This window comes from Rhizobium sp. CG5, assembly GCF_023701945.1.
Taxonomy (GTDB): domain Bacteria; phylum Pseudomonadota; class Alphaproteobacteria; order Rhizobiales; family Rhizobiaceae; genus Allorhizobium.
In genome coordinates, this window is sequence record NZ_JABAEF010000010.1 from 135,145 (window position 1) to 158,704 (window position 23,560).

At 62.7% G+C, this 23,560-nt stretch carries 26 protein-coding genes; 11 read left to right on the forward strand and 15 right to left on the reverse strand.

Annotation, left to right across the window (positions count from 1 at the left end):
* Window positions 1-165 precede the first annotated feature (165 nt).
* From HGO38_RS17540 to sdhC, 5 genes are read right to left on the reverse strand one after another with little or no spacing between them, the layout of a single operon-like run.
* Window positions 166-945, reverse strand: a complete 780-nt coding sequence (locus tag HGO38_RS17540; RefSeq protein ID WP_250957196.1) for a succinate dehydrogenase iron-sulfur subunit — start codon at window positions 943-945, stop codon at window positions 166-168.
* A 24-nt stretch (window positions 946-969) separates the two neighbouring features.
* On the reverse strand, window positions 970-1,854 hold the full coding sequence (locus tag HGO38_RS17545) for an FkbM family methyltransferase (protein WP_250957197.1): 885 nt from the start codon (window positions 1,852-1,854) through the stop codon (window positions 970-972).
* An 11-nt stretch (window positions 1,855-1,865) separates the two neighbouring features.
* Window positions 1,866-3,707: a succinate dehydrogenase flavoprotein subunit gene (gene sdhA, locus HGO38_RS17550; RefSeq protein WP_250957198.1), complete on the reverse strand. Its 1,842-nt coding sequence runs from the start codon at window positions 3,705-3,707 to the stop codon at window positions 1,866-1,868.
* Window positions 3,708-3,713: 6 nt separating this feature from the next.
* Window positions 3,714-4,094, reverse strand: coding sequence for a succinate dehydrogenase, hydrophobic membrane anchor protein (gene sdhD / locus HGO38_RS17555; protein WP_250957199.1), 381 nt, complete (start codon window positions 4,092-4,094; stop codon window positions 3,714-3,716).
* A 13-nt stretch (window positions 4,095-4,107) separates the two neighbouring features.
* Window positions 4,108-4,503, reverse strand: coding sequence for a succinate dehydrogenase, cytochrome b556 subunit (sdhC, locus tag HGO38_RS17560; protein WP_250957200.1), 396 nt, complete (start codon window positions 4,501-4,503; stop codon window positions 4,108-4,110).
* A 313-nt stretch (window positions 4,504-4,816) separates the two neighbouring features.
* On the opposite strand from sdhC, the gene HGO38_RS17565 reads away from it, so the two are divergent.
* Window positions 4,817-5,191, forward strand: a complete 375-nt coding sequence (locus HGO38_RS17565) for a hypothetical protein (RefSeq protein ID WP_250957201.1) — start codon at window positions 4,817-4,819, stop codon at window positions 5,189-5,191.
* A 15-nt stretch (window positions 5,192-5,206) separates the two neighbouring features.
* Here the strand turns inward: HGO38_RS17565 and HGO38_RS17570 are convergent, their stop codons facing one another.
* Genes HGO38_RS17570 through tsaD form a run of 5 tightly spaced genes read right to left on the reverse strand, consistent with a single transcriptional unit; the run spans window position 5,207 to window position 8,723 of the window.
* Window positions 5,207-5,851 carry a class I SAM-dependent methyltransferase gene (locus HGO38_RS17570; protein ID WP_250957202.1) on the reverse strand — a complete coding sequence of 215 codons (645 nt, stop codon included), beginning with the start codon at window positions 5,849-5,851 and terminating at the stop codon, window positions 5,207-5,209.
* 25 nt (window positions 5,852-5,876) lie between these two features.
* The gene (locus tag HGO38_RS17575; protein WP_250957203.1) at window positions 5,877-6,308 is read right to left on the reverse strand and encodes an EVE domain-containing protein; all 432 of its coding nucleotides are present in this window, start codon (window positions 6,306-6,308) and stop codon (window positions 5,877-5,879) included.
* A gap of 8 nt (window positions 6,309-6,316) precedes the next feature.
* Window positions 6,317-6,610: a YciI-like protein gene (locus HGO38_RS17580; protein WP_168473367.1), complete on the reverse strand. Its 294-nt coding sequence runs from the start codon at window positions 6,608-6,610 to the stop codon at window positions 6,317-6,319.
* A gap of 29 nt (window positions 6,611-6,639) precedes the next feature.
* Complete coding sequence (locus HGO38_RS17585) at window positions 6,640-7,629, reverse strand: NAD(P)H-dependent glycerol-3-phosphate dehydrogenase (protein WP_250957204.1); 990 nt, start codon at window positions 7,627-7,629, stop codon at window positions 6,640-6,642.
* Window positions 7,626-8,723, reverse strand: coding sequence for a tRNA (adenosine(37)-N6)-threonylcarbamoyltransferase complex transferase subunit TsaD (gene tsaD / locus HGO38_RS17590; protein ID WP_250957205.1), 1,098 nt, complete (start codon window positions 8,721-8,723; stop codon window positions 7,626-7,628). The genes HGO38_RS17585 and tsaD overlap by 4 nt, the downstream gene beginning before the upstream one ends.
* Window positions 8,724-8,794: 71 nt before the next feature.
* Here tsaD and hemC point away from each other — a divergent pair, with 71 nt between their 5' ends.
* The 6 genes from hemC to HGO38_RS17620 all read left to right on the forward strand — a co-directional run bounded on the left by hemC (window position 8,795) and on the right by HGO38_RS17620 (window position 14,638).
* On the forward strand, window positions 8,795-9,724 hold the full coding sequence (hemC, locus tag HGO38_RS17595; RefSeq protein WP_250957206.1) for a hydroxymethylbilane synthase: 930 nt from the start codon (window positions 8,795-8,797) through the stop codon (window positions 9,722-9,724).
* 5 nt (window positions 9,725-9,729) lie between these two features.
* On the forward strand, window positions 9,730-10,449 hold the full coding sequence (locus HGO38_RS17600; protein ID WP_250957207.1) for a uroporphyrinogen-III synthase: 720 nt from the start codon (window positions 9,730-9,732) through the stop codon (window positions 10,447-10,449).
* Window positions 10,450-10,528: 79 nt separating this feature from the next.
* Window positions 10,529-11,824, forward strand: coding sequence for a COG4223 family protein (locus HGO38_RS17605; protein WP_250957208.1), 1,296 nt, complete (start codon window positions 10,529-10,531; stop codon window positions 11,822-11,824).
* 4 nt (window positions 11,825-11,828) lie between these two features.
* On the forward strand, window positions 11,829-13,421 hold the full coding sequence (locus tag HGO38_RS17610; protein WP_250957209.1) for a heme biosynthesis protein HemY: 1,593 nt from the start codon (window positions 11,829-11,831) through the stop codon (window positions 13,419-13,421).
* 19 nt (window positions 13,422-13,440) lie between these two features.
* Entirely contained in the window at window positions 13,441-13,917 is a 477-nt protein-coding gene (locus HGO38_RS17615; RefSeq protein ID WP_250957210.1) for a tellurite resistance TerB family protein, read from the forward strand.
* Complete coding sequence (locus HGO38_RS17620; protein WP_250957292.1) at window positions 13,907-14,638, forward strand: glutamine amidotransferase; 732 nt, start codon at window positions 13,907-13,909, stop codon at window positions 14,636-14,638. The genes HGO38_RS17615 and HGO38_RS17620 overlap by 11 nt, the downstream gene beginning before the upstream one ends.
* Here the strand turns inward: HGO38_RS17620 and HGO38_RS17625 are convergent.
* Entirely contained in the window at window positions 14,623-15,870 is a 1,248-nt protein-coding gene (locus HGO38_RS17625; protein ID WP_250957293.1) for an MFS transporter, read from the reverse strand. The genes HGO38_RS17620 and HGO38_RS17625 overlap by 16 nt on opposite strands.
* A 143-nt stretch (window positions 15,871-16,013) precedes the next feature.
* Here HGO38_RS17625 and HGO38_RS17630 point away from each other — a divergent pair, with 143 nt between their 5' ends.
* Both HGO38_RS17630 and HGO38_RS17635 read left to right on the forward strand, forming a co-directional pair.
* On the forward strand, window positions 16,014-16,304 hold the full coding sequence (locus HGO38_RS17630; RefSeq protein WP_250957211.1) for a YggT family protein: 291 nt from the start codon (window positions 16,014-16,016) through the stop codon (window positions 16,302-16,304).
* Window positions 16,301-16,615: a DUF167 domain-containing protein gene (locus HGO38_RS17635; RefSeq protein ID WP_250957212.1), complete on the forward strand. Its 315-nt coding sequence runs from the start codon at window positions 16,301-16,303 to the stop codon at window positions 16,613-16,615. The genes HGO38_RS17630 and HGO38_RS17635 overlap by 4 nt, the downstream gene beginning before the upstream one ends.
* Window positions 16,616-16,624: 9 nt before the next feature.
* Here the strand turns inward: HGO38_RS17635 and ppa are convergent, their stop codons facing one another.
* Window positions 16,625-17,158 carry an inorganic diphosphatase gene (gene ppa / locus HGO38_RS17640; protein WP_250957213.1) on the reverse strand — a complete coding sequence of 178 codons (534 nt, stop codon included), beginning with the start codon at window positions 17,156-17,158 and terminating at the stop codon, window positions 16,625-16,627.
* Window positions 17,159-17,367: 209 nt separating this feature from the next.
* Here ppa and HGO38_RS17645 point away from each other — a divergent pair, with 209 nt between their 5' ends.
* Window positions 17,368-17,970, forward strand: a complete 603-nt coding sequence (locus HGO38_RS17645) for a hypothetical protein (protein ID WP_250957214.1) — start codon at window positions 17,368-17,370, stop codon at window positions 17,968-17,970.
* Window positions 17,971-18,009: 39 nt separating this feature from the next.
* On the opposite strand, the gene HGO38_RS17650 is transcribed toward HGO38_RS17645, so the two are convergent.
* From HGO38_RS17650 to HGO38_RS17660, 3 genes are all read right to left on the reverse strand, one after another.
* Complete coding sequence (locus HGO38_RS17650; RefSeq protein ID WP_250957215.1) at window positions 18,010-18,516, reverse strand: GNAT family N-acetyltransferase; 507 nt, start codon at window positions 18,514-18,516, stop codon at window positions 18,010-18,012.
* A gap of 209 nt (window positions 18,517-18,725) precedes the next feature.
* Window positions 18,726-20,555, reverse strand: coding sequence for a translational GTPase TypA (typA, locus tag HGO38_RS17655; RefSeq protein WP_250957216.1), 1,830 nt, complete (start codon window positions 20,553-20,555; stop codon window positions 18,726-18,728).
* 224 nt (window positions 20,556-20,779) lie between these two features.
* A complete protein-coding gene (locus tag HGO38_RS17660) occupies window positions 20,780-22,843 on the reverse strand; it encodes a M3 family metallopeptidase (RefSeq protein WP_250957217.1) in 2,064 nt (687 codons plus the stop codon).
* A gap of 391 nt (window positions 22,844-23,234) precedes the next feature.
* On the opposite strand from HGO38_RS17660, the gene HGO38_RS17665 reads away from it, so the two are divergent.
* Entirely contained in the window at window positions 23,235-23,471 is a 237-nt protein-coding gene (locus tag HGO38_RS17665) for a hypothetical protein (RefSeq protein ID WP_250957218.1), read from the forward strand.
* The last annotated feature ends 89 nt before the right edge of the window (window positions 23,472-23,560 follow it).

A 23,560-nucleotide genomic window follows, 5' to 3' on the forward strand; every position in this document is an offset into this window, starting at 1 on the left:
GGTTTGTTGCGTAAGAACACGGCGGAATTATCGCGAAAGGACTGACCAAATCAAGTCAACACAAGGATAATTCGTGGCCGCAACGACAGAACATGCCATGTCCGCATGAACGAAGGGGCCGCGCCGACCCGACACAGCCCCGATAGACGAAGATCCGATCGGGTTCTAAACCCGGCGCTCGACCATCATCTTCTTGATCTCGGCGATCGCCTTGGCCGGGTTCAACCCCTTGGGACAGGTCTGCGCGCAGTTCATGATGGTGTGGCAGCGATAGAGCCGGAACGGATCTTCGAGATTGTCGAGGCGCTCGCCCTTGGCTTCGTCTCTGGAGTCGATCAGCCAGCGATAGGCCTGCAGCAGCACGGCCGGTCCGAGATAACGATCGCCATTCCACCAGTAGCTCGGGCAGGAGGCCGAGCAGCAGGCGCACAGGATGCACTCGTAGAGGCCGTCGAGCTTCTGGCGATCCTCGTGGCTCTGCTTCCATTCCTTGGCCGGCGCCGGCGACACCGTCTTCAGCCAGGGCTCGATCGAGCGGTGCTGGGCGTAGAAATTGGTCAGATCCGGCACCAGATCCTTGACGACAGGCAGATGCGGCAGCGGGTAGATCTTCACCGTCCCGTTGATTTCGTCCATGCCCTTGGTACAGGCCAGCGTATTCGTCCCGTCGATGTTCATCGCGCAGGACCCGCAGATCCCCTCGCGACAGGAACGGCGCAGCGTCAGTGTCGGGTCGATGTTGTTCTTGATGTAGAGAAGCCCGTCGAGCACCATCGGACCGCAATCGTCGACATCGATATAGAACGTGTCGATACGCGGGTTCTGGCCATCATCCGGGCTCCAGCGATAGACGCGATATTCGCGGACATTGCGGGCACTCTCCGGCTTCGGCCAAACCTTGCCTTCGGTCATCTGGGAGTTTTTGGGCAGAGCGAGTTCAACCATTGACAAGCCTCTTTGATTTGACGGTTACCTGGACGGACCAGATCCGGCGAGGCGATGCGTTGCGGCATCGCCGAGTTCAAACAACATGTTTCCACGGGTCTTCGAAGACAGGACATAGCCGCAGTCCTGCAGGCAGGCGATGCAATCGCCCTTCCATTCGGAACGCGACGTGAACTCGATCACGATCCGCGTGGGCCACAGCGTCTTCGGTGCTGTCGCGAAGAAGGGCAGGATCACGTCATCCTCGAAACCCTCGACATCGATCTTCAGGGCATCGATCCGCATGACGCCCAGCGACTGCAAAATGGTCTGCAGCGGCCTGACCTGAACCTCGATTTCACCATCGGCATCAAATCGGCTCTGGCCCAGATTTCCCGCCTGGCTCTGGAAGCGCGCGACACCCTCGGCGCGACCCGCCGCCTGGTCGACCACCGTGATCCGGTCCCGCATCGCCTCGGTATTGAAGCGCAACCGCTCCAGAACCACCGGATTGGGCTCGATGGCGATCACCCGGCAGCCAGCGCCGCATTGCGCGGCAAGCTTGACCGAAAAGAACCCGACATTGGCGCCGATATCGACGAACACGCCGCCCTTGCCCATCACCTCGGCGAGAAATTCAAATTCCTCGCGATTGTATCCAGGGTGCAGCAACGATTGCCGGTCGGTGGAATTGTCCCGAATGTCGAAGCGGAACGGCGAGCCGCCCAGCGTGTAGTCGATCGGGCCGTCCCGCAGCCGCCGCAACAGGGCGGCAGCCAGACGCCGTCCGCGCCCACGGCCAAGCGGCGTATGATGGGCCAGGATCAAAATGAGCTTCTGGACCGGCGTCGGCGCCCATGTACCAAAGGACGCCCCCTGCGCGGGGCGCGGGGACTGTTCCTTTCCGATGGGCAGGGCCAGTGTCGTCACCGGGTCAGTCCTCAATATACGCGCGCCTTGGGCTCGATCTTGTAGGGGTCGATGCCTTCGGCGATGAGGTCTGTATGGACCGGGCGATAGTCGAGCTTGACGTCGCCAGCCTCGCTGACCCAGGACAGTGTGTGCTTGCGCCAGTTGACATCGTCGCGGCCGGCGAAGGGGCCATCGACATAGTCTTCGCGCGCATGGCTGCCGCGGCTTTCCTTGCGCGCTTCCGCGCCATAAACCGTGGTGATGGCGTTGGCCATCAGATTGTGCAGTTCCAGCGTCTCGACCAGATCCGAGTTCCAGATCATCGAACGGTCGGTGACCTTGACATCGGGAAGCTCCTTCCAGATCGCCGAGATGCGGCGGCAGCCGCTCTCCAGTGCTTCCTGGGTGCGGAACACGGCGGCGTCTTCCTGCATGGCGCGCTGCATCTTGTCGCGCAGCACCGCGGTCGGCGTCGAGCCGCTGGCATTGCGGATGCTGTCGAAGCGCTCCATGATCTTGTCGCAGGCGGCAACATTCAGAGCCGGGATCGGCTCCGCCTTGTCGATGACCTGCGCGGCACGGATCGCCGCGGCGCGGCCGAACACCACCAGGTCGATCAGCGAGTTGGAGCCCAGACGGTTTGCACCGTGCACCGAGGCGCAGCCGGCCTCGCCGACCGCCATCAGGCCGGGCGCGATGCGCTCGGGATTTTCCGCGTCTGCATTCAGCACTTCGCCCCAGTAATTGGTCGGAATGCCGCCCATGTTGTAATGCACCGTCGGCAGAACCGGGATCGGCTCGCGCGTCACGTCGACGCCGGCAAAGATCTTGGCCGATTCCGAGATACCCGGCAGACGCTCGTGCAGAACGGCCGGATCCAAATGGTCGAGATGCAGGTAGATATGGTCCTTGTTCTTGCCGACGCCGCGACCCTCGCGGATTTCCAGCGTCATGCAGCGGGAGACGACGTCGCGCGAGGCCAGGTCCTTGGCGGACGGGGCATAGCGCTCCATGAAGCGCTCACCTTCCGAATTGACGAGATAGCCGCCTTCGCCGCGGGCGCCTTCGGTGATCAGGCAGCCGGCGCCATAAATGCCGGTCGGGTGGAATTGCACGAATTCCATGTCCTGCAGCGGCAGGCCGGCGCGCGCGATCATACCGCCGCCGTCGCCGGTGCAGGTATGGGCGGACGTGGCCGAGAAATAGGCGCGGCCGTAGCCGCCGGTCGCCAGCACCACCATCTTGGCGGAAAAGCGGTGGATGGTGCCGTCGTCGAGGTTCCAGGCAACGACGCCCGTGCAACGGCCGTCTTCGGCCATGATCAGGTCGAGCGCGAAATACTCGATGAAGAATTCGGCATTGTGCTTCAGCGACTGGCCGTACAGCGTATGCAGGATGGCGTGACCGGTGCGGTCGGCGGCAGCACAGGTGCGCTGCACCGGCGGGCCTTCGCCGTAATTCTGCATATGGCCGCCGAACGGCCGCTGGTAGATCTTGCCCTCGGCATTGCGCGAGAACGGCACGCCGTAATGCTCGAGCTCATAGACGGCCTTCGGCGCTTCCATGGCGAGATACTGCATGGCGTCGACGTCGCCGAGCCAGTCCGACCCCTTGACGGTGTCGTAGAGATGCCATTGCCAGCAATCCGGCGTCATGTTGGTCAGCGAGGCGGCAATGCCGCCCTGGGCCGCGACCGTGTGGGAGCGCGTCGGGAAAACCTTGGTGATGCAGGCCGTCTTGAAACCCTGCTCGGCCATGCCGAGCGTGGCGCGCAGACCGGCGCCGCCGGCGCCGACCACGACCACGTCATAGGAATGGTCGACATAGGTATAGGCCTTGCCGTTCGGGGCGGAGGAGCTGTTGGATGCCATGATGAATTATCCTACGAATGCGATTTTCAAGATGGCGAACAGACAGAGCCCACCGACCAGGATGCCGAAGAACGTGTTGAGCATCAGCAGGACGATCTTGAGGCCATCGACATGGATATAGTCCTCGATGATCACCTGCATGCCGAGCTTCATGTGCACGATGCCGGAAATCACCACGAGACCCATCAGCACGGCAACGATCGGATTGGACAGGGCGCCGACGACTTCCGCATAAGGCGCGCCAGCGTAGACCAGCAGGAAGATGACGAAGAAGGTAATCAGCGGCACATTGGCGACCGCCGTTAGGCGCTGGCGCCAGAAATGTTCCGTTCCGTCCTTGGCCGAGCCAAGGCCGCGAACCTTACCCAGAGGCGTACGCATATCCATGTTCAATGACCCTTCAGAAGCGAATGACGTAACCGATCACCCAGACGACTACGGTCAGGACGATCGATCCGATCACATTGGCCTTGGCAAGTTTGGTCGAAAACGACTTTTCGAAGCCGTATCCCAGATCCCACATGAAATGGCGCAGACCGCCGAGCATGTGATGCAGGAGTGCCCAGGTATAACCGAACAGGACGAGACGTCCGATGATCGTGCCCATGAACCAGCTGACCCATTCATAGTAACCGGCGCCGGTCGACGCCGCGACAAGCCACCAGGCAACCAGCAGCGTGCCGAAATAGAGCGCCCCGCCGGTGATGCGATGGATGATCGACATCGCCATCGTCGGAATAAGCTTGTAGATTTGCAGATGCGGCGATAACGGCCGGTTATTTGTCACATTCGCCATCAGGACCTCGCGGCGTTGTAATGCGTTCCGAATTTTTCGGACATCCCCACTGCAATGGCTGAACCCGTATCGAATGGGTGCATTGCATCAATGGCGTGGTTTAATCGCCGAATTGTCATACGACAAGCACTATTGCACCAAGTTCATATTTTAATCGATTGGCACATCAATGACCTCAGACGAAGGTCTGATGCGCCGTGGATTTTATCCTGATCCGGTTAAAAAAATGGTGCCGGAAGCGCCGATCTCCTTGAAATCGCCGACGCAGGCGTTAACCTTTCGCTAACGTGTCATCGACCCGGAGATCTTGACCATGGTATCGCGTATCGGCAGGTTCGGCCCGGCAGCGCTCATCGCTGTCCTTGCATGCACCGTCTCGCTGCCGGCCTTGGCGGCCGACCACCGATCAGATTATCGCAAGCACCCCCACCGGCATGATGGATACCGGACAAACGCAGGCATCACCGGTTCCGGCCTTCCCTCGGTCCTGCCCGGCATCGGCACCTATGCCGGCTCGGTGTCGGCCGTGTCGTTTCGCGGCGTCGGCACCTATTTCGCCATCGACCACAGCGGCCGCCGCACACGCTCCGTCGTTCTCGCCCCCAAGGCGCTGATCATTGAGGTGGATGCCGAGAAGAGCGATGCGGCCTGCTCTTACGAGGCCGGCGTCTGCGTCATCAGACCCTGACCATCGCGGCAATGTTCAGGCAAATCGCCACACCGTCGTCTTCTTGATTTCGCTATCCTCCAGGATCCGGCTGACCGGAACCTGATAGGTGACGATCGGCTCAAGCCGCTGCTTCGGGCAATAGGCCCGTCCGGGATCGCCGACCAGAACCGTCTTGCCGGCTGCCGTAAGCGCGGCGAACCAAGGGATCAAAGCATCGGCAAAATCGCGATCGTAGAAGACATCGCCCGCCAGAACGATATCCGCATCGACCAGACGGCCGATAATGTTCTCATTCGAAACGTCGAGCTCGACGCCGTTTTCGCGGCTGTTGAGACGGATGGCCGTGCCCGCCCATGGATCGATGTCGCAGGCCGTGACGCTTGTAGCCCCCGCCATTTTCGCGGCAATCGCCACGAGCCCCGAGCCGCTGGCAAAATCGACCACCCGCCTGCCGCAGACGCTGTCCCGGTGATCCAGCACATAGCGCGCCAGTCCCTGCCCGCCGGCCCAGGCAAAGGCCCAGAACGGCGGCGGCAGGCCGATCGCGTCGAGATCCTCTTCGGTCTTCAGCCAGAGGTCATGCACCTCGCTGGCCAGATAGAGCCGGATCTCAGGCACATGCGGCGGCGCCATCAGTGCGGTATTGGCGACAATGAAGCTCTCCGGATCCGTCTTCAATCAGCACACCCCTGCAGACCGGCCTTTAGCGTGGCGGATTATCGAGGCCACCCATGCGGCAAACCTCGAGATATTCCTCGTCCGTCACCGGTTGAACCGAAAGCCGCATCGAGGTGACCAGCGCCATCTTCTCAAGCGCCGGGCTTGCCTTGACGTCCTTGAGCGTTACGGGTTTCGGCATGTCGCAGACCGCGCGGATGTCGACGCAATCCCATTTGGGATCGCCCTCGGCGGTCGAATCCGGATGCGACAGCGCGCAGCCCTCGACGATGCCGACCACTTCGAGCCCTTCGTTCGAGTGGTAGAAGAAGCCCTTGTCGCCGATCTTCATCGCCCGCATGTTGTTACGGGCCAGATAATTGCGCACGCCGGTCCATTCGGTGCCGGCGGCGCCCGCCGCCTTCTGCATGTCCCAGGACCATTTGAACGGTTCGGATTTGTAGAGCCAGAATGCCATGGCGAAGCTTACGCCTCCGGATTGTTGAAGACCCAGTTATAGGGCTTGATCTCGACGCTCTCGAAAAGGCCGGCCAGGGCGTAAGGGTCCTGCGCGGCAATGGCCTTGGCGCCGTCCAGGTCGTCGGCCGCGATCAGCAGCATGGAGCCGCAGGGCTTGCCGTCGCCGTCGAGGAACGGGCCGCCGATCTTCAGCGTGCCGGCAGCGTTCAGGCCGTTCAGCCATTCCACATGCGGCGGCCGCGTCTCCATGCGAAGGTTGAGGTGATTGGGCTTGTCCTTGCACAAAACAGCAAAAAGCATGGTGTGTCTCCCGTATCTATGAGGTCGGTTTATTCGGTGGTGATCGGTCGCGTCATCAGCTGTTCGATGGCAGCCGGAATATCCAGCCGGCCCTCGATGATCAGCGCGATCGCGTCGGTAATCGGCATGTCGATCTTGAGCCCTTCGGCGAGGCGAGCCGCAACGGCGGCAGCATAAGCGCCCTCGACCAGGCCGCCGCTGGCAAAATCGGCGGCCGCGCCATGCCCGAGCGCGATGCCGAAGCGCAGGTTGCGCGATTGATGGCTGGTGGCCGTCAGCACGAGATCGCCGAGGCCCGAAAGACCGCGCACCGTATCGGCCGAGCCGCCCATGGCCACCACGAGCCGCGACATTTCGGCGAGCCCCCGGGCTATCAGCGCGGCGCGCGCCGACTCGCCAAGCCCCATGCCTTCGACAATGCCGCAGGCAATCGCCAGCACGTTTTTCAAGGCGCCGCCCAGCTGCACGCCGACGCGATCCGAAGACGCGTAAAGGCGGAAGGTCGGCCCCGAAATCACCCGTGCCAGCCATTCGGCATGGGCAAGATCCACGGAGGCGATCGCCATGGCGGTCGGCAGGCCGCGCGCGATATCCATGGCAAAACCCGGACCGGACAGAACCGCGATGCGATGGTTCGGCAATTCTTGTTCCAGAACCTGCGTCAGCAGTTTCGACGAATTGCGATCGATCCCCTTGGCGCAGGTGACGACGGTCGCATCGGCGTGGAGATAGGGTCCGTATTGTTCGGCGGCATCGGCCTGCGCCTGCGACGGCATGGCAAACAGCACGATATCGGCGGAGGCCAGCACATCGGGCTCGAAAGCGTATTGCAGGCCATCGGGCAGCATGATGCCGGGCAAGGCGGCATCGTGAATGCCCTCGTTCCTGAGATCCGCCATCAGCGAGGGATCCCGGCCAAGCAGCGTCACATCCACCTTGCCATCCAGGGCCATCACGGTTGCCAGCGCCGTGCCGAAGGCGCCGGCTCCCACCACCACGACCCGCTCTCTCTCGCTCATGCCTTGGCTCCTCTCTTGCCCGATCCGATCAGCGCTTCCGCCGACATGTCCAGCGGCCATCGCGACCGTGGCGACACATCCAAGGCGTCCGGACCAAATCCGGCCGCCATGCGCTCAAGCCCGGCCCAGGCGATCATCGCCGCATTGTCGGTGCACAGCGCATGCGGCGGCGCCACGAAACGAACCCCGTGCCGGTCGAAAAGCGCCTGCAGGCAGGTCCGCAGTTCCAGATTGGCCGCCACGCCCCCCGCCACGACCAGCGACGGCTTTTCGTCTCGCACCGGAAATTCCTCTGCAAAGCGCTGCAGCCCGCGCCCAATGCGGTCATCGAGCGTCCGTGAGACCGCCCGTTGAAACGACGCGCAGATATCGGCGATATCCTGCTCCGACACCGGCGCTGCGGCTTCCGCCGCCTGGCGCACGGCTGTCTTCAGGCCGGAAAACGAAAAATCAAGCCGCTTCTCGCCGACCAGCGGCCGCGGAAAGGTGAAGCGCTGGGCATCGCCACTGCGGGCCGCGTTTTCCACCGCCGGTCCACCCGGATAGGGAAGCGCCAGCAGCTTGGCTGTCTTGTCGAAAGCCTCGCCCAGCGCATCGTCGATGGTCGTGCCCCAGCGTTCGTATTGACCGACGCCGCGCACCAGCACCAGCTGCGTGTGGCCGCCGGAGACCAGCAGCATCAGATAGGGGAAAGCGAGCCCGTCCGTCAGCCGCGCCGTCAGCGCATGGCCTTCCAGATGGTTGATCGCATAGAGCGGCTTGTTGGCCGCGCGCGCAATCGCCTTGCCGGTCATCAGCCCAACCAGCAATCCGCCGATCAGGCCGGGGCCGGCGGTTGCGGCAATGGCGTCCATGTCCTTCAAGCTTGTGCCGGACCGCGCCAGCGCCTCGGCGATCAGCGTATCCAGCGCCTCGACATGGGCGCGCGCCGCGATTTCCGGCACCACGCCACCATAGGCGCTATGCTCGTCCATCTGGCTGAGCACGACGTCGGCCAGGATCTCGCCGCGGCCATCGGCATGGCGCACGACGACGGAAGCCGCGGTCTCGTCGCAGCTGGTTTCAATGCCGAGAATACGAAGAAAGGAAGCCATTTGCCCTTTGATTGATTGCGATGGCCCGGAAAGGCGTTTACGAAACCGTCGGTAACAATGGATGAAGTCGGATGCAAACAAAACCTTTCCGGATCGGCACACGCGGCAGTCCACTGGCTCTCGCCCAGGCCCATGAAACCCGCGACCGCCTGATGGCCGCCCATGGCATGCCTGCCGACATGTTCGAGATCGTCGTGCTGTCGACCACCGGCGACCGCATCACGGATCGCTCGCTGGCCGAGATCGGCGGCAAGGGCCTGTTCACCCTGGAACTCGAGGAGCAATTGCTCTCGGGCGATCTCGATTTCGCCGTCCATTCCTCCAAGGACATGCCGACCGCCGTGCCGGACGGCCTGGAGATTTCCGCCTACCTGCCGCGCGAAGATTTTCGCGACGCCTTTGTCGGCCGCACCGCCCCGACCCTGATGGAATTGCCACAGGGCGCCACCATCGGCTCGTCGTCGCTGCGCCGTCAGGCCCTGATCCGCCGCCTGCGCCCGGATATAGAGGTCATCACCTTCCGCGGCCTGGTCGATACCCGCCTGCGCAAGCTGGCAGAAGGCCAGGTCGATGCAACACTGCTGGCCTTTGCCGGCCTGAAGCGTCTCGGCAAGGAAACCGTGCCGACGCAATTGCTGGATCCGGCCACCTTTCCGCCCGCTCCGGCCCAGGGCGCCATCTGTATCGAAAGCCGCATCGGTGACAGCCGCATCGCCGATCTTCTGGCCGCCATCAATGATCGCCCGACCTACGATGCCGTCACCTGCGAGCGCAGCTTTCTGGGCGCCCTCGACGGTTCCTGCCGCACGCCGATTGCCGGCTATGCGATCTGCGAGGGCGACCAGCTGCGTTTCTCCGGTCTGATCCTGACGCCTGACGGATCCGTCTCCCATTCGGTCGCCATTGAGGGGCCTAGCCGCGACGCCGTCGCCCTTGGTCGATCGGCAGGTGAGACTGTGCGCGACAAGGCCGGCACCACCTTCTTCGACGGCTGGAGCTGACAGCCATGCGCATCCTCGTGACCAGGCCGGAGCAGAGCGGGCAGAAAACCGCGCACATGCTCGAAACGCTTGGCCACCAGCCGGTGCTCCTGCCGCTCGCAGCACCGTACCATCACCCCGACGCAATACTGGACGCCCTGGCCCGTCACGAAGGCCCGCTGGCGGTGACGAGCGCCGTGGCAATCTATGGCCTGGCCAAGCTCGGCGACCGCCTGCTCCCCTATCTCGACTGGCCGCTTTATGCGGTCGGTCCGGCGACCGCCAAAGCGGCCGAACAGGCGGGCTTTCGCCAGGTCGTCGCCTCGTCCGGCGACGGTGGCGCCCTTGCCGATACCATCGCCTCCCATCATGCAGCGGTGCCGATCCTCTATCTGGCCGGCCACCCCCGGGCCAAAACGTTTGAGCAACGATTGAGCGAGCGGCAGATCCCGTTCACGGTCTGCGAAAGCTACGCCATGCAGGCCTTGATCCCTGACAGGGAGACGCTGCATCGGCTGCTTGTCGACAGCCCGGTCGATACCGTCCTGCTCTATTCCACTGAGACCGCGCGGCGCTTCTTCGACCTGCCGATCTTTGCGGAGAGGCCCGATCTTCTGTCGTCCCTGCCCATCCTCTGTCTGAGCGCGGCGATTGCCGCAACCGTTCCGCCGCAATATCGCCGCCATGCGCAGGCAGCACGAAGCGCGGATGAGGCGAGCCTGCTGGCCCTACTGCCAAGGTCTTGAACGCAAAATTGCGCCGGCCCCTTTCCTTCGGGGTCATCACTGACTAATTTCATTGCACTGCAAGGAAAATGAGGTTGCCATGGTTTCGGAAAAAACGCCCCGCCGCTCCAAGACGACCACCGACCCGGTAACGATCGACCTGCAGGCGACCGCGTCCGATACGGTGGAAACGGTGAGCGAGCCGATCCCGCCGGCAAACGATGCAGGTCCTGCCACCGAACCACCTGTCGATATCCAGCCGGCAAGCGATGAGGTTGCTGGCCCGGCGCCCGAGATGGCGGATACCCCTGCGGCAGATGCCGAAACCGCATCAGAAAACACCGCGTTCTTGCAGTCCGATGCCGCCCCGGAACCCGAAGACGTCACTCCAGACAAGACCAAGCCGGAACCGACAGTGACACCGCCAAGGCCCGCCCAATCGTCTTCGTCCTCCTCGACCGCAAGCCTGGCCGCTGCCGGCATTTTCGGCGGTCTCGTGGCGCTGGCCGGTGCCGGCGCCATGCAATATGCCGGCGTCATTCCCGGCCTGTCTCCCGAGGGCAATGTCTCGATTTCCGCCCTGTCCTCCGAGGTCTCGTCGCTCAAGTCCCAGATCGGCAGCCTCTCCAGCGCCGCACCGGTAGACAGCTCCGCGCTTGAAGGCCGGATCGCCGCCCTCGAAGCAGCCCTTGCCACCCAGCCGGACAATGCCGCCGACGCCACGGCCGTCGAGGATCTGCAGACCCGCCTGACCCAGACCAGCGACGCACTCAACGCCTTGCAGTCCCAGGTCGCCGGCACGGCCGATGCCTTGAGCGAAAGCGAGACCCGCCTCGGCGACAAGCTCACCCAGATCGAAACCAAACTGGATCAGCCGCGCGACGATATCGAAGTGGCACGCGCCATTGCCGCCTCGGCGCTGAAGACGGCAACCGATCGCGGCGGCCCCTTCCTGTCGGAGGTGGAAACCTATGCCGGCATCGCGCCGGAAGAACCGGCCCTTGCCGAGCTGCGCGGCATTGCCACGACAGGCATCCAGTCGCGCTCGCAGCTGATGCGCGACGTCACAGCCGTCACGACCGGCATCGTCGAGGCCGTCAACCAGCCCGATCCCGAACAGGGTTGGACCGGCCGGCTGCTGTCGAGCGCCAAGTCCCTGGTCAAGGTCCGCCCGGTCGGCAGTGTCGAGGGCGACAGCGTCGAAGCCGTTGCGGCCCGGTTCGAAGACAAGCTGAAGAACGGCGACCTCAAGGGTGCCGCCAGCGAGTGGAATGCCTTGCCGGAGCCCGGCAAGCAGGCCTCAGCAGTGTTCAAGGCGCAGCTGGACGCGCGCATCAAGGTCGAAGACCTGGTGGGCACCATCATGGCCAAGGCAGTCGCAGGCAGGCAGGGTTGAGATCATGATTAAACTCGCAATCTTCGTCATCCTCATCGTCGCGCTCGGCTATGGCTTCTCCTGGGTCGCCGACCGTCCCGGCGACATCGCTCTCGTCTGGGAAGGCCAACTCTATCAGACCGACCTGATCGTCGCCGCCAGTGCCCTGGTTGCCATCATCGCCGCCGTGATGATCGCCTGGTGGCTGGTTCGCACCCTCTGGACCTCGCCCCATTCGGTGCGCCGCTATTTCCGCGCCCGCACCCGCGACCGCGGCTACCAGGCGATCTCGACCGGCCTGATCGCCGCCGGCGCCGGCAATGCCGCCATGGCCCGCAAGATGAGCGCCCGCGCCCGCGGCCTGATCCGCGCCGACCAGGAACCGCTGATCCTCGTTCTGGAGGCCCAGGCCGCCGTCATCGAGGGCAAGCACGACGAGGCCCGCCGCCTGTTCCAGCAGATGTCGGAGGATCCGGAAACCCGCGAACTCGGGCTGCGCGGCCTCTATGTCGAAGCCAACCGGCTCGGCGCCCACGAGGCCGCCCGTCAATATGCCGAGGAGGCCGCCGAAAAGGCGCCCTACCTACCCTGGGCCGCCAAGGCAGCGCTGGAATACCGCTGCCAGTCCGGCCAATGGAATGAAGCGATCCGCCTGCTCGACCAGCAGCGCATTGCCCATGTCCTGAGCCGCCAGGAGGCCGACCGGCTGAAAGCCGTGCTGCTGACGGCCAAGGCCGGCGAACAGCTGGAAGGCGATCCGGCGGTTGCCCGCGACAATGCCCTGCATGCCCTGAAGCTCGCCAAGGACCTGGTGCCCGCCGCGGTAATTGCCGGCAAGGCCCTGCTACGCGAGGACAATCTGCGCAAGGCAGGTTCCGTCCTCGAACAGGCCTGGAAGCTCACGCCTCATCCCGACATCGCCCGCACCTATCTGCGGGCGAGAAGCGGCGACAGCGCCGTCGATCGCCTGAAGCGCGCCGAACGGCTGGAGAGCCTCAAGCCGAACAATGTCGAATCGTTGCTGATCGTTGCGGAAGCTGCCCTTGACGCCAAGGAGTTCACCAAGGCCCGTGCCAAGGCGGAAGCTGCTGCCCGCAGCGAGTCCCGCGAACGGGTCTTCCTGCTGCTGGCCGATATCGAGGATGCCGAAACCGGCGATCAGGGCCGTATCCGCTACTGGATGGCCCAGGCGCTGAGGGCGCCGCGCGACCCGGCCTGGGTCGCCGACGGCCAGGTCTCGGAAAAATGGCTGCCCATCTCTCCGGTCAGCGGCCGCCTCGATGCCTTCGAATGGAAAATGCCCTATGGCCAGCTGGCAGGACCCGTCGAAGACGGCGTCGTCGTCAGCGGAGCCGGCGCCATCAGCGCCCAGCCACCGCTGGCCCCGGTCGACACGCCTGCGGAACCAAAAGTCGAACAGCAACCCATCGAGGTGACGGCAAAGCCGGAGGTCGAACAGGCCCTTCCGGCCGGCACCGACATCGAGGCCGAGCCGTCCGACCGCAAACCCGATGCCGGAACGGTTCCCGAACCCTTCTTCGGACGCCCGCCGGATGATCCCGGTGTCCGCGACCCCAACCGCATGGCCGATGAAAAGACGCGGCTTCGCCTGTTCTGACCGCCAAGGAGGCCCGACAATGCTGGAGCGGCTGCAGTCATTTTTTCAGAGCCTCACGGCCGAGCCGGAGAGCGACTTTCCAAGCGACGATCCGCGCATCGCGGTCGCCGCCCTGTGCATCCAGGTGATGGAGGCCGATGGGGTCGTGCGGGACGCGGAAAAGCGTATGCTGCGGGTCCTGCTGCGGGAAAAATATGCCCTGGACGAGCCAAAGCTCGACGCCTTGCTCGAAGCCGGCAAGAAAGCCGAGAGCGAGGCGGTCGACTATTACCGCTTCACCTCGGAGCTGAAGCGCCGGCTGGACGAAGAGCAGCGCCTTGAGCTGATCGGCATTCTCTGGGATATCGTCTACGCCGATGGCAACCGTAGCGAGATGGAAGACCATGTGGTCTGGCGGGTCGCCGACCTCCTAGAGGTCTCCGATCGCGACCGCGTCAATGAACGCTTGGGCGCTGCGGCCCGCGCCGGAGATCCAGGGGGTGACGATGCTGCATGATCCGGCCCGGAAAACCGCCAAACCTCCGATCCTGATCGTCCTGCATCAGGAGCGCTCCAGCCCCGGCCGCGTTGGCCAGCTGCTGCTGGAGAAAGGGTTTCCGCTCGATATCCGGCGGCCGGTGCTGGGAGATCGCCTACCCTCGACATTGGCCAATCACAGCGGCGCCGTGGTCTTCGGCGGCCCGATGAGCGCCAATGACCCGGACGGCTTCGTACGCTCGGAGATCGACTGGCTGTCCGTGCCCTTGAAGGAAAACAGGCCCTATCTCGGCATCTGCCTCGGAGCCCAGATGCTGGTGCGCCAGCTGGGTGGCAAGGTGGCGGCCGACAGCCAGGAGCGCGTCGAGATCGGCTGGTATCCGATCCATCCGACCGAAAAGGGCCGCCTGCTGATGCACTGGCCGAAAATGGTCTACCATTTCCATCGCGAAGGCTTCGACCTGCCGCACGGCGCCGACCTGCTGGCCAAGGGCGATCTCTATCCGAATCAGGCGTTCCGTTATGGCGACAATGCCTGGGGCATCCAGTTTCATGCCGAACTGACCCGCGCCATGATGCAGCGCTGGGTCGTGCATGGCGCCCACCGCTTCATCATGCCCAATGCCCAGCAGGGGCGCGAGCATCTGGAGGGCCGCATGCTGTTCGATGCGCCGCTGAAGGCCTGGCTGTCGGGCTTCCTCGATCAGGTCTTCGAGAAATCCCTTCAGTCCGTCGATTGACGGCTTGGTGCATCGAGACTGTCGATCTTGCGCAATTGCGGGAAGCCGACCGCCCAGAGGATCGCCACCGCCAACGTGCCGACGCCACCGATAACTACGGCGGGCACCGGTCCCATCAGGGACGCCATGGTGCCGGCCCGGAATTCGCCAAGCTCGTTGGAGGCCCCGACAAACACCATATTGACCGCATTGACCCGGCCGCGCACCTCGTCGGGCGTCCAGAGCGCAATCAGCGTCTCGCGCACATAGACCGAGGCCATGTCAGCCGCCCCCATCAGCATCAGCGCGGCAATCGAGATCCAGGCGGTTTCCGACAGGCCGAAGATCAGCGTGCCAAGGCCGAACAGCGCGACGCCGGCAAACATCAGCAGGCCGGCATTGTGGCGAACCGGATAGCTGGCCAGCGCCACCGCCACCAGGATGGCGCCGATGCCGGGCGCGGCGCGCAGCATGCCGAGCCCCCAGGGTCCAAGCGTCAGGATATCGCGGGCAAAGATCGGCATCAGCGCCACCGCGCCGCCCAAAAGCACCGCAAAGAGATCGAGCGAAATCGCCCCAAGCACCACCTTCTCCGACAGGATGAAGCGGAAGCCTGCGAGGATCGTGCCCCAGCTGACGGCTTCCGAGGATGTCTTCTGGGCCGGTCGCTTGACCAGGAAGATCAAAAGGGCCGACGCCACGAAGAAGAGAAGCGCCACGGAATAGGCCGTGGTGGCGCTCAGGCCATAGAGCAGGCCGCCGACCACCGGGCCGACGATCGAGGCCGTCTGCCAGGATGTGGAATTCCAGGCAATCGCATTGGCAAGATCGGTTTCCGGCACCAGATTGGGCGCCAGCGACTGCACGGCCGGCGCATTGAAGGCCCGCTCGATGCCGAAGACGATGAGGATGCCGAACACCGGAATGGGCGAAAAGGCATCGGCAAGAGTGAGGCCGAGTAGCGCCCCGCCGCACAGCGCGCTGACGATCATGCAGATCGCCACGATGGCCCGGCGATTGTAGCGGTCGGCCACGGAGCCGGTCACCAGCATCAATATGAGCGAGGGCAGGAACTGGAAGAGGCCGATCAGACCGAGATAGAAGGCACTGCCCGTCTGGTCATACATCTGCCAGCCGACCGAGACGCTGACGATCTGGGTTGCGAAGGCGCCCAGAAACCGGGCGAAGAAGAACAGCGTGTAGGAGGAATGCTTGAACGCGGCAAACCTGTCGCCGGACATAGGCGCGTGCATTAGGCGAACTTTCCCGTCGAGGCCGGTCATCGATGCGGGGCTGACCGCCTCGTTAAACATGATTTGTTTTCCGTCAGCCCGCAGTACTTGCCGGTTTAGTCCCCAATGTCTATCTGTCTGTCAACCAAGAAATGGAGACGACAATGCTTGCCCTGTTTCAGACCATCGATCTGGCACTGAATCTTTACACATGGGTGCTTATCGCAAGCGCCATATTCTCCTGGCTTTATGCCTTCAACGTCATCAATTCGAGCAACCGCTTCGTCAGCTCGATCGGCATGTTCCTGTTCAACGTCACCGAGCCGGTCCTGCGGCCGCTGCGCCGCGTCCTGCCCAATCTCGGCGGCATCGACATCTCGCCGATCGTCGTGCTGCTGCTGATCTTCTTCATCCGCTCGCTGATGTGGAACAGCATCTATCCGCTCGTCGCTTGAGCCTGCCCTACCGCATCGTCGGTGACCATGTCCGCCTTTCGGTTCGCTTGACGCCGAATGGCGGGCGTGAGGCGATTGACGGTGTGGAGATCAACAGTGGCGGCGAAGCCTATCTGAAGGTCCGCGTCACCGCCGTGCCCGAAAAGGGCAAGGCCAACAAGGCGCTGATCGCCCTGCTCGCCAAGCGCCTCGGCATGGCCAAATCGTCGATCGAGATCACGTCAGGCGACACCGCCAGACAGAAAAACCTCCGGCTCGAGGGCGAACCGGAGGTCTTGATCGCAAAGCTCACCGCCCTGTTGGACGGTTGAAAGCCCGAATTACTTGGTAGCCTTGTACCGCTCGATCGCCTCGACGATCAGCGTCTTGGCGACGCCGACATCCTGCCAGCCGCCGATCTTCACCCACTTGCCGGGCTCCAGATCCTTGTAGTGCTCGAAGAAATGCTCGATCTGCTTGAGCGTGATCTCCGGCAGATCCGTATAGTTCATGATCTTGTCGTAGCGCTGGGTCAGCTTCGGCGCCGGCACGGCAATGATCTTCTCGTCCTTGCCACCATCGTCTTCCATCACCATGACGCCGATCGGGCGAACATTGATGACGCAGCCGGGCACCAGCGGACGCGTATTGCAGATCAGCACGTCGATCGGATCGCCGTCCTCCGACAGGGTATGCGGCACGAAGCCGTAATTGCCCGGATAGGTCATGGGAGTGTAGAGGAAGCGGTCGACGACCAGCGCGCCGGCTTCCTTGTCCATTTCATACTTGATCGGGTGCCCACCGACCGGAACCTCAACGATCACGTTGACATCGTCCGGCGGATTCTTGCCAATGGAAATTGCATCGATACGCATGTTTCACCCCATGGATATGTAAAGGTCCAGCGTTTCCTAAAGGGTTTCATTTCGCAAAGCAACATAGCTTTGGGTGCGGGTGGGCAACCAAAATTGGCACTTTCCCGCAAACATCCGGTCGAATGGCTTAGCATAGTTCCCTTTTTCCCCGTGCTGATCTAGCTTCTCGCCCATCATGGCAATGCGATCCGGGGGGATGGGCAATGGGGATGAATTCTTACGCATTCGGTGTGGCAGCGCTGCTTTTCGCACTCCCTTCGACCGCCAAGGCCAATGACAGCGTCTACAGCGATCTCAATCTGGACGCCTGCCAGACAGTCCATGTCGAGGAGGGCATCAGCATCACGCTGAAATGCGCCGGCCCCAAGGGCTATCCCTTCTACTTCAAGGAAGGAGATCTCCGCCAGACCGTGCTGTTCGGCCACATGAGCCCGGCCTATGTCGATCAGGCGTTCGAGACCTTCGGCACGTTCAATCATACCGGGACCAAGGCGGAGTGGCGGCTGGATGGCGATGGCCGGGCGATCGCCGTCATCCTGCGCTATTTCCTCGAACATTCCGACCCGAAGACCGGCATGCCCGCCGAACAGTTTTGGGGCCAGGTCCTGGTCGTATCGCGGATTGCGCAGAAAGATTACGGCAAGGGCTGCATGGCCGCCTTCGTCGACGCCCGGGCCAACAAGGATGCCAATGGTCTGGCACGGCAGCTGGCCGACACGCTGGCGCCCTCCTTTGCCTGCGGCACGGACCAGGCGGTCTATCACGGAAAAAGAGGCGCAACCGCCGATGATCTGATGAGCAACCTGCCATAAGCGGCGGCCAGGCCAGTGCCGGGCAACCGGCACCCCGGATTATTTCCAGATGAACCCGAGCTTCTTCAGCCGCACCTCGTCGAAATCCTCGATGCCTTCGACCGCATCGACGCCGCCGTTCGACCGGAAGAACTGCGACGCTCCCCCGCTGTCCTCCAGGCACCAGACCACCATGCCCGAGCAGCCGAGCGATTTCAGCAGCCGGCGCGCCTCGCCAAACAGCATGTGGCCAAGACCAATGCCCTGGTATTCCGGCCGCAGATAGATCTCGTAGATTTCCCCTTCCTGGGGCAGCGCCCGGGCCCGGTTGAGACCCACGGTCGCATAGCCGGCAATGGTCCCGGCAACCTCGACCACCAGAACGGTGGCCGGGCCACGCGTCGCCTTGCGCCACCAGGTTTCGCCCCGGCGCTCCATCATCTTGGTCAGTGCCTTGTGCGGAATAAGACCCGCATAGGCGTTCTGCCAGGACTGGCGGTGAGCCTCGGAAATGGCGCGAGCGTCCTGCGGCTCGGCAGGGCGCACATCAATCGACAACGTCTTCATAACGCTACTCTTGGTCCTGCCGGGGCCCGACGAACACCCGCAACAGCGCGGGAAACCGCCTTACCCACAGACTTTTGATCTGGACAATGGACCTGAGGTTAACGCTTTTTTAAACATGGCGGCAAGTCTGTCCTGCCCCAAAACACAAAAAATTAAAGCCCCGGCGGGTCGGCCGGGGCTTCAGAAAATCCTACAAAATGGATCGGCGATCAACCCTGTGCAGAACGGGCCTTGCCGAAGCGCTTGCGATCGTTTGCATCCAGGTAGAACTTGCGCAGACGGATCGACTTCGGCGTGACTTCCATCAGTTCGTCGTCCTGGATCCAGGACAGCGCCCGGTCGAGCGTCATGCGGATCGGCGGCGTCAGACGAACGGCTTCGTCCTTGCCGGCCGAGCGGATGTTGGTGAGCTGCTTGCCCTTGAGCACGTTCACTTCCAGGTCGTTGTCGCGCGAGTGGATGCCGACGATCATGCCTGCATAGACCTTTTCGCCCGGCTCGATGATCATCGGGCCGCGATCTTCCAGGTTGAACATGGCATAGGCCACGGCTTCGCCGGACTGGTTGGACAACAGCACGCCGTTAGAACGGCCGCCGATTTCACCCTTGAACGGCTGATAGTCGTGGAACAGGCGGTTCATGATCGCCGTGCCGCGGGTGTCGGTCAGCAGTTCCGACTGGTAGCCGATCAGGCCACGGGTCGGCGCGAAGAACACCAGACGAACGCGATTACCACCAGACGGGCGCAGTTCGGTCATCTCGGCCTTGCGCTCGGACATCTTCTGCACGACCACGCCGGAATGCTCTTCATCGACGTCGATGACGACTTCTTCGATCGGCTCCATCAGCGTGCCGTCTTCGGACTTGTGCATGACGACGCGCGGACGCGACACGGCAAGCTCAAAACCTTCGCGGCGCATGGTTTCGATCAGAACGGCCAGCTGCAATTCGCCACGGCCGGAGACGTAGAACGAATCCTTGCCTTCCGATTCCTCGATCTTAAGCGCCACGTTGCCTTCGGCTTCCTTGAACAGACGGTCGCGGATGACGCGGCTGGTCACCTTGTCGCCTTCGGTGCCGGCCAGCGGGCTGTCGTTGACGAGGAAGGACATGGTGACGGTCGGCGGATCGATCGGCTGTGCAGACAGCGCTTCCGTCACGGACGGATCGCAGAACGTATCGGCAACGGTGCCCTTGGAGAGACCGGCAATCGCGACGATATCGCCCGCATGGGCTTCATCGATGGCGGTGCGCTCGATGCCGCGGAAGGCGAGGATCTTGGAAATACGACCGGTTTCGATCACCTTGCCGTCCTGGCTCAGGACCTTGACGGACTGGTTCGGCTTGATCGAGCCGGAATGGATGCGGCCGGTGATGACGCGGCCGAGGAAGGGGTTGGCTTCCAGCAGCGTGCCGATCATGCGGAACGCGCCGTCTTCGTCGCCGACGCTCGGCTCAGGCACATGCTGCATAACCAGGTCGAGCAACGGTGCCAGACCCTGGTCTTTTGGGCCTTCCGGGTTGACGTTCATCCAGCCATCGCGGCCGGAACCGTAGAGGATCGGGAAGTCGAGCTGCTCGTCGGTGGCGTCAAGGCTTGCGAACAGGTCAAAGACTTCGTTGATGACTTCTTCGTGGCGGCCGTCCGGACGGTCGATCTTGTTGATCGCGACGATCGGGCGAAGGCCGACCTTCAGCGCCTTGGAGACCACGAACTTGGTCTGCGGCATCGGGCCTTCCGAGCTATCGACCAGCACGATCGCGCCATCCACCATCGACAGGATACGCTCGACTTCGCCGCCGAAGTCGGCGTGGCCGGGGGTGTCGACGATGTTGATGCGGGTGTTCTTCCACTCGATCGATGTCGCCTTGGCGAGAATGGTAATGCCACGCTCTTTTTCGAGATCGTTCGAGTCCATCATGCGCTCGACGGTGCGCTGGTTCTCGCGGAACGAGCCGGACTGCTTCAGAAGTTCGTCGACAAGGGTCGTTTTCCCATGGTCAACGTGCGCAATGATCGCGATATTGCGAATTTTCATGATAAGAATCTCTGGTAGCTGGGGCGCGCAAGGGGAGCGGGCGCCGGTTTACTTTGACGCGCTCATACCCTGTTTTTTGCAATTGCGAAAGGGGGGCCTGCCGTTTCGCCGGAATTGCGATACTTTTGCGGCAGTCCGTGTCTTCGAGGCAGCGGCGCACAGGCGTCGAAAACCTCCCCGCCATGGCGCGGAGAGGCTCTTCTACATCCTCACATGCCAGTCGATCAGGCCGCCAGGCCTTTTTTGACGAGCATGGCATCCGGGCTCGGCATCTTGCCGCGGAAGGCCTTGTAGGCGTCTTCCGGGTCGATCGAACCGCCAACCGAATAGATATTGTCCTTCAGGCGCTCTGCCATCTGCGGATCGAAGGCATTGCCAGTCTCCTCGAAGGCCGCAAATGCATCGGCATCCAGCACTTCCGACCACATGTAGGAATAATAGCCGGCCGAATAACCGTCGCCGGCAAAGACATGCTGGAAATGCGGCGTGGCATGGCGCATCACCAGCGACGCCGGCAGGCCAAGCTCGCTCAGCACCTCGGCCTGGACGGCCATCGGGTCGTCGACCTTGCCGCGGGTGTGGAAGGCCATGTCGACCAATGCCGACGAGGTGAACTCGACCGTCGCAAAGCCGGCGTTGAACGTGCGCGATGCCAGCACCTTCTGCAGCAGCGCCTCCGGCATCGGCTCGCCGGTCTCGTAATGCACGGCATAGGTCTTCAGGATCTCCGGCACCGTCAGCCAGTGCTCGTAAAGCTGCGACGGCAGTTCGACGAAATCGCGCGACACGCCGGTGCCCGCCACCGAGGGATAGGTGACATTCGACAGCATGCCGTGCAGCGCGTGGCCGAATTCATGGAACAGCGTACGCGCATCGTCGAGCGACAGCAGCGCCGGCCGGCCCTCGGCAGGCTTTGCGAAATTGCAGACATTGTAGATGATCGGAATTTCGCCCTTGGCGCCATTCTTCAGCGCCAATCGATGCTGCGACTGGAACGAACTCATCCAGGCGCCCGAACGCTTCGACGACCGGGCGAAATAATCGCCGAGGAACAGGGCGACCAGGTCACCACCGGCATTGCGGACCTCGAACACCCGCACGTCAGGGTGATAGCCGACCACATCCGGCAGCGGCACGACCTTGATGCCGAACAGCCGGCCAGCCACATCGAAACAGGCCTCGATGATCTTTTCCAGCTGCAGATAGGGTTTCAGTTCGGCCTCGGAGAAATCGAATTTCTGCGATCGCAGCTTTTCGGCATAGTGCCGCCAGTCCCACGGCATGACGGGATGATGGCCACCCTCTTCCGCGATCAGTCCCGCCAGTTCGGCTTCTTCGATCCGGGCCTGCGCCAGGGCCTTGCCCCAGACCTGCTTCAACAGGCCGTTGACCGCCTCCGGCGTCTTGGCCATGGTATTGTCGAGCTTCAGCGCGGCGTAATTGGCATAACCCAGCAGCCCGGCCTTCTCGAAGCGCAGCGCCAGCGTTTCGGTGACGATCGCCCGGTTGTCGGTTTCGCCACCATTGGCACCGCGCGCCACCCAGGCGGCAAACGCCTGTTCGCGCAGATCGCGCCGCGTCGAGAATGTCAGGAACGGCTCGATGATCGAGCGCGACAGGGTGACGATATAGGGCGCATCCGTGCCGCGGGTCTTGGCCGCAGAGGCCATCGCCTCCCTGACGAAATTCGGCAGGCCGGCCAGGTCGGCCTCGTTGAGGATCGGCAGCGACCAGTCCGTCTCATCCGCCAGCACATTCTGGCCGAATTGCGCGCCAAGGCTTGCCAGGCGCTCGTTGATGGCCGCAAGCCTCTCCTGCTCCGGCCTGGCCAGCTTGGCGCCGGACTTCACAAAACCCTTCCAGTGCCGCTCGAGCACGCGCATCGCCTCGGTCGTCAGGCCGAGACCGTCGCGGCTCTCCCAGAGCGTATCGATCCGCGCGAAGAGGGCCTCATTCATGCCGATCTTCGAATAGTGGCGCGACATCTTGGGCGCGATCTCGCGCTCCAGCGACTGGATCAGATCATTGCTGTAGGCACCGGCGCGGTTCCAGAACAGGGCCGAGACGCGCGACAGCATGTCGCCGGCAATCTCCAGCGCCACCACCGTATTGTCGAAACTCGGCGCCTCGGGATTGGAAGCGATCGCATCGATTTCCGTCTCGTGTTCGGCAAGCGCCGCGTCAAAGACCGGCGCGAAATCTTCATCACGGACGGCTTCGAAGCGTGGCAGGCCATGCACTCCGGTCCAGAGGGTAAGCGCGGCGGGGGAAGGAGAGGTCAACGGCATAGGAATGTCCCTGATTTGGTGCGTTAACCTTCATATAGGACATCCGTCCAGGGATTGGTATGTCCTTCAAGGAAAGCCGAAGACTGGCCCTTTACAAGAATAGATGGGGGAAAAGTCATAGACGACAATTAACCTTTTGTTAACGATTGACGTAACGCCGTCCGAATAGTTATCTATAGTGGAGCCGGAAACGGAGGATATTGACATGGAAATATCTTCTCTGCGTTCTCTCTCCAGTTCGTTCAACCGGAATGGAGGTCGAGATAACAAGGACTTGGCCGTACCGGCCGAACGCAAAGCCGCGTCCGATCCTGTTTATCAATTCGAAGTCACCGAAGATCCCGAATCTCCCTACACCTCGATAACCCCCAGCCAGCTCCGGGAAATGGCCGTGGAAAGCTTCGAGAGCGGTGAAATCGACCAGGAAACCTACGCCGCCCTGGCCGATGAATTGCCGATGCAGGCGCTCGACCGGCAGGGCCAGATCATCGATCTCTCTGAGATCACCGACGATACGCCCTTCGATTTTCAGGATTACTACAAGAACCAGCTGGAGATCGCCATGACCATGGGCGACGACCAGTCCGCCAAAGTGCTGAAGTCGGTCGTCGCCTTCCTCGGCATATGATCCGGCCTTTCTCCGGCAATTCCTGCATTCCCTCTCGCCATTCCAGGTCCGCACGCCTATAGCTCGCGTCATCGCCGTGCTCCGACATG

Excerpts from the sequence above, each read along its gene's own strand:
- HGO38_RS17540 (WP_250957196.1), bottom strand. The coding sequence starts at position 945 with ATGGTTGAACTCGCTCTGCCCAAAAACTCCCAGATGACCGAAGGCAAG.
- sdhA (WP_250957198.1), bottom strand. The coding sequence starts at position 3,707 with ATGGCATCCAACAGCTCCTCCGCCCCGAACGGCAAGGCCTATACCTAT.
- sdhD (WP_250957199.1), bottom strand. The coding sequence starts at position 4,094 with ATGGATATGCGTACGCCTCTGGGTAAGGTTCGCGGCCTTGGCTCGGCC.
- sdhC (WP_250957200.1), bottom strand. The coding sequence starts at position 4,503 with ATGGCGAATGTGACAAATAACCGGCCGTTATCGCCGCATCTGCAAATC.
- HGO38_RS17565 (WP_250957201.1), top strand. The coding sequence starts at position 4,817 with ATGGTATCGCGTATCGGCAGGTTCGGCCCGGCAGCGCTCATCGCTGTC.
- HGO38_RS17575 (WP_250957203.1), bottom strand. The coding sequence starts at position 6,308 with ATGGCATTCTGGCTCTACAAATCCGAACCGTTCAAATGGTCCTGGGAC.
- HGO38_RS17580 (WP_168473367.1), bottom strand. The coding sequence starts at position 6,610 with ATGCTTTTTGCTGTTTTGTGCAAGGACAAGCCCAATCACCTCAACCTT.
- HGO38_RS17585 (WP_250957204.1), bottom strand. The coding sequence starts at position 7,629 with ATGAGCGAGAGAGAGCGGGTCGTGGTGGTGGGAGCCGGCGCCTTCGGC.
- tsaD (WP_250957205.1), bottom strand. The coding sequence starts at position 8,723 with ATGGCTTCCTTTCTTCGTATTCTCGGCATTGAAACCAGCTGCGACGAG.
- hemC (WP_250957206.1), top strand. The coding sequence starts at position 8,795 with ATGCAAACAAAACCTTTCCGGATCGGCACACGCGGCAGTCCACTGGCT.
- HGO38_RS17600 (WP_250957207.1), top strand. The coding sequence starts at position 9,730 with ATGCGCATCCTCGTGACCAGGCCGGAGCAGAGCGGGCAGAAAACCGCG.
- HGO38_RS17605 (WP_250957208.1), top strand. The coding sequence starts at position 10,529 with ATGGTTTCGGAAAAAACGCCCCGCCGCTCCAAGACGACCACCGACCCG.
- HGO38_RS17610 (WP_250957209.1), top strand. The coding sequence starts at position 11,829 with ATGATTAAACTCGCAATCTTCGTCATCCTCATCGTCGCGCTCGGCTAT.
- HGO38_RS17615 (WP_250957210.1), top strand. The coding sequence starts at position 13,441 with ATGCTGGAGCGGCTGCAGTCATTTTTTCAGAGCCTCACGGCCGAGCCG.
- HGO38_RS17620 (WP_250957292.1), top strand. The coding sequence starts at position 13,907 with ATGCTGCATGATCCGGCCCGGAAAACCGCCAAACCTCCGATCCTGATC.
- HGO38_RS17625 (WP_250957293.1), bottom strand. The coding sequence starts at position 15,870 with ATGCACGCGCCTATGTCCGGCGACAGGTTTGCCGCGTTCAAGCATTCC.
- HGO38_RS17630 (WP_250957211.1), top strand. The coding sequence starts at position 16,014 with ATGCTTGCCCTGTTTCAGACCATCGATCTGGCACTGAATCTTTACACA.
- ppa (WP_250957213.1), bottom strand. The coding sequence starts at position 17,158 with ATGCGTATCGATGCAATTTCCATTGGCAAGAATCCGCCGGACGATGTC.
- HGO38_RS17645 (WP_250957214.1), top strand. The coding sequence starts at position 17,368 with ATGAATTCTTACGCATTCGGTGTGGCAGCGCTGCTTTTCGCACTCCCT.
- HGO38_RS17650 (WP_250957215.1), bottom strand. The coding sequence starts at position 18,516 with ATGAAGACGTTGTCGATTGATGTGCGCCCTGCCGAGCCGCAGGACGCT.
- typA (WP_250957216.1), bottom strand. The coding sequence starts at position 20,555 with ATGAAAATTCGCAATATCGCGATCATTGCGCACGTTGACCATGGGAAA.
- HGO38_RS17660 (WP_250957217.1), bottom strand. The coding sequence starts at position 22,843 with ATGCCGTTGACCTCTCCTTCCCCCGCCGCGCTTACCCTCTGGACCGGA.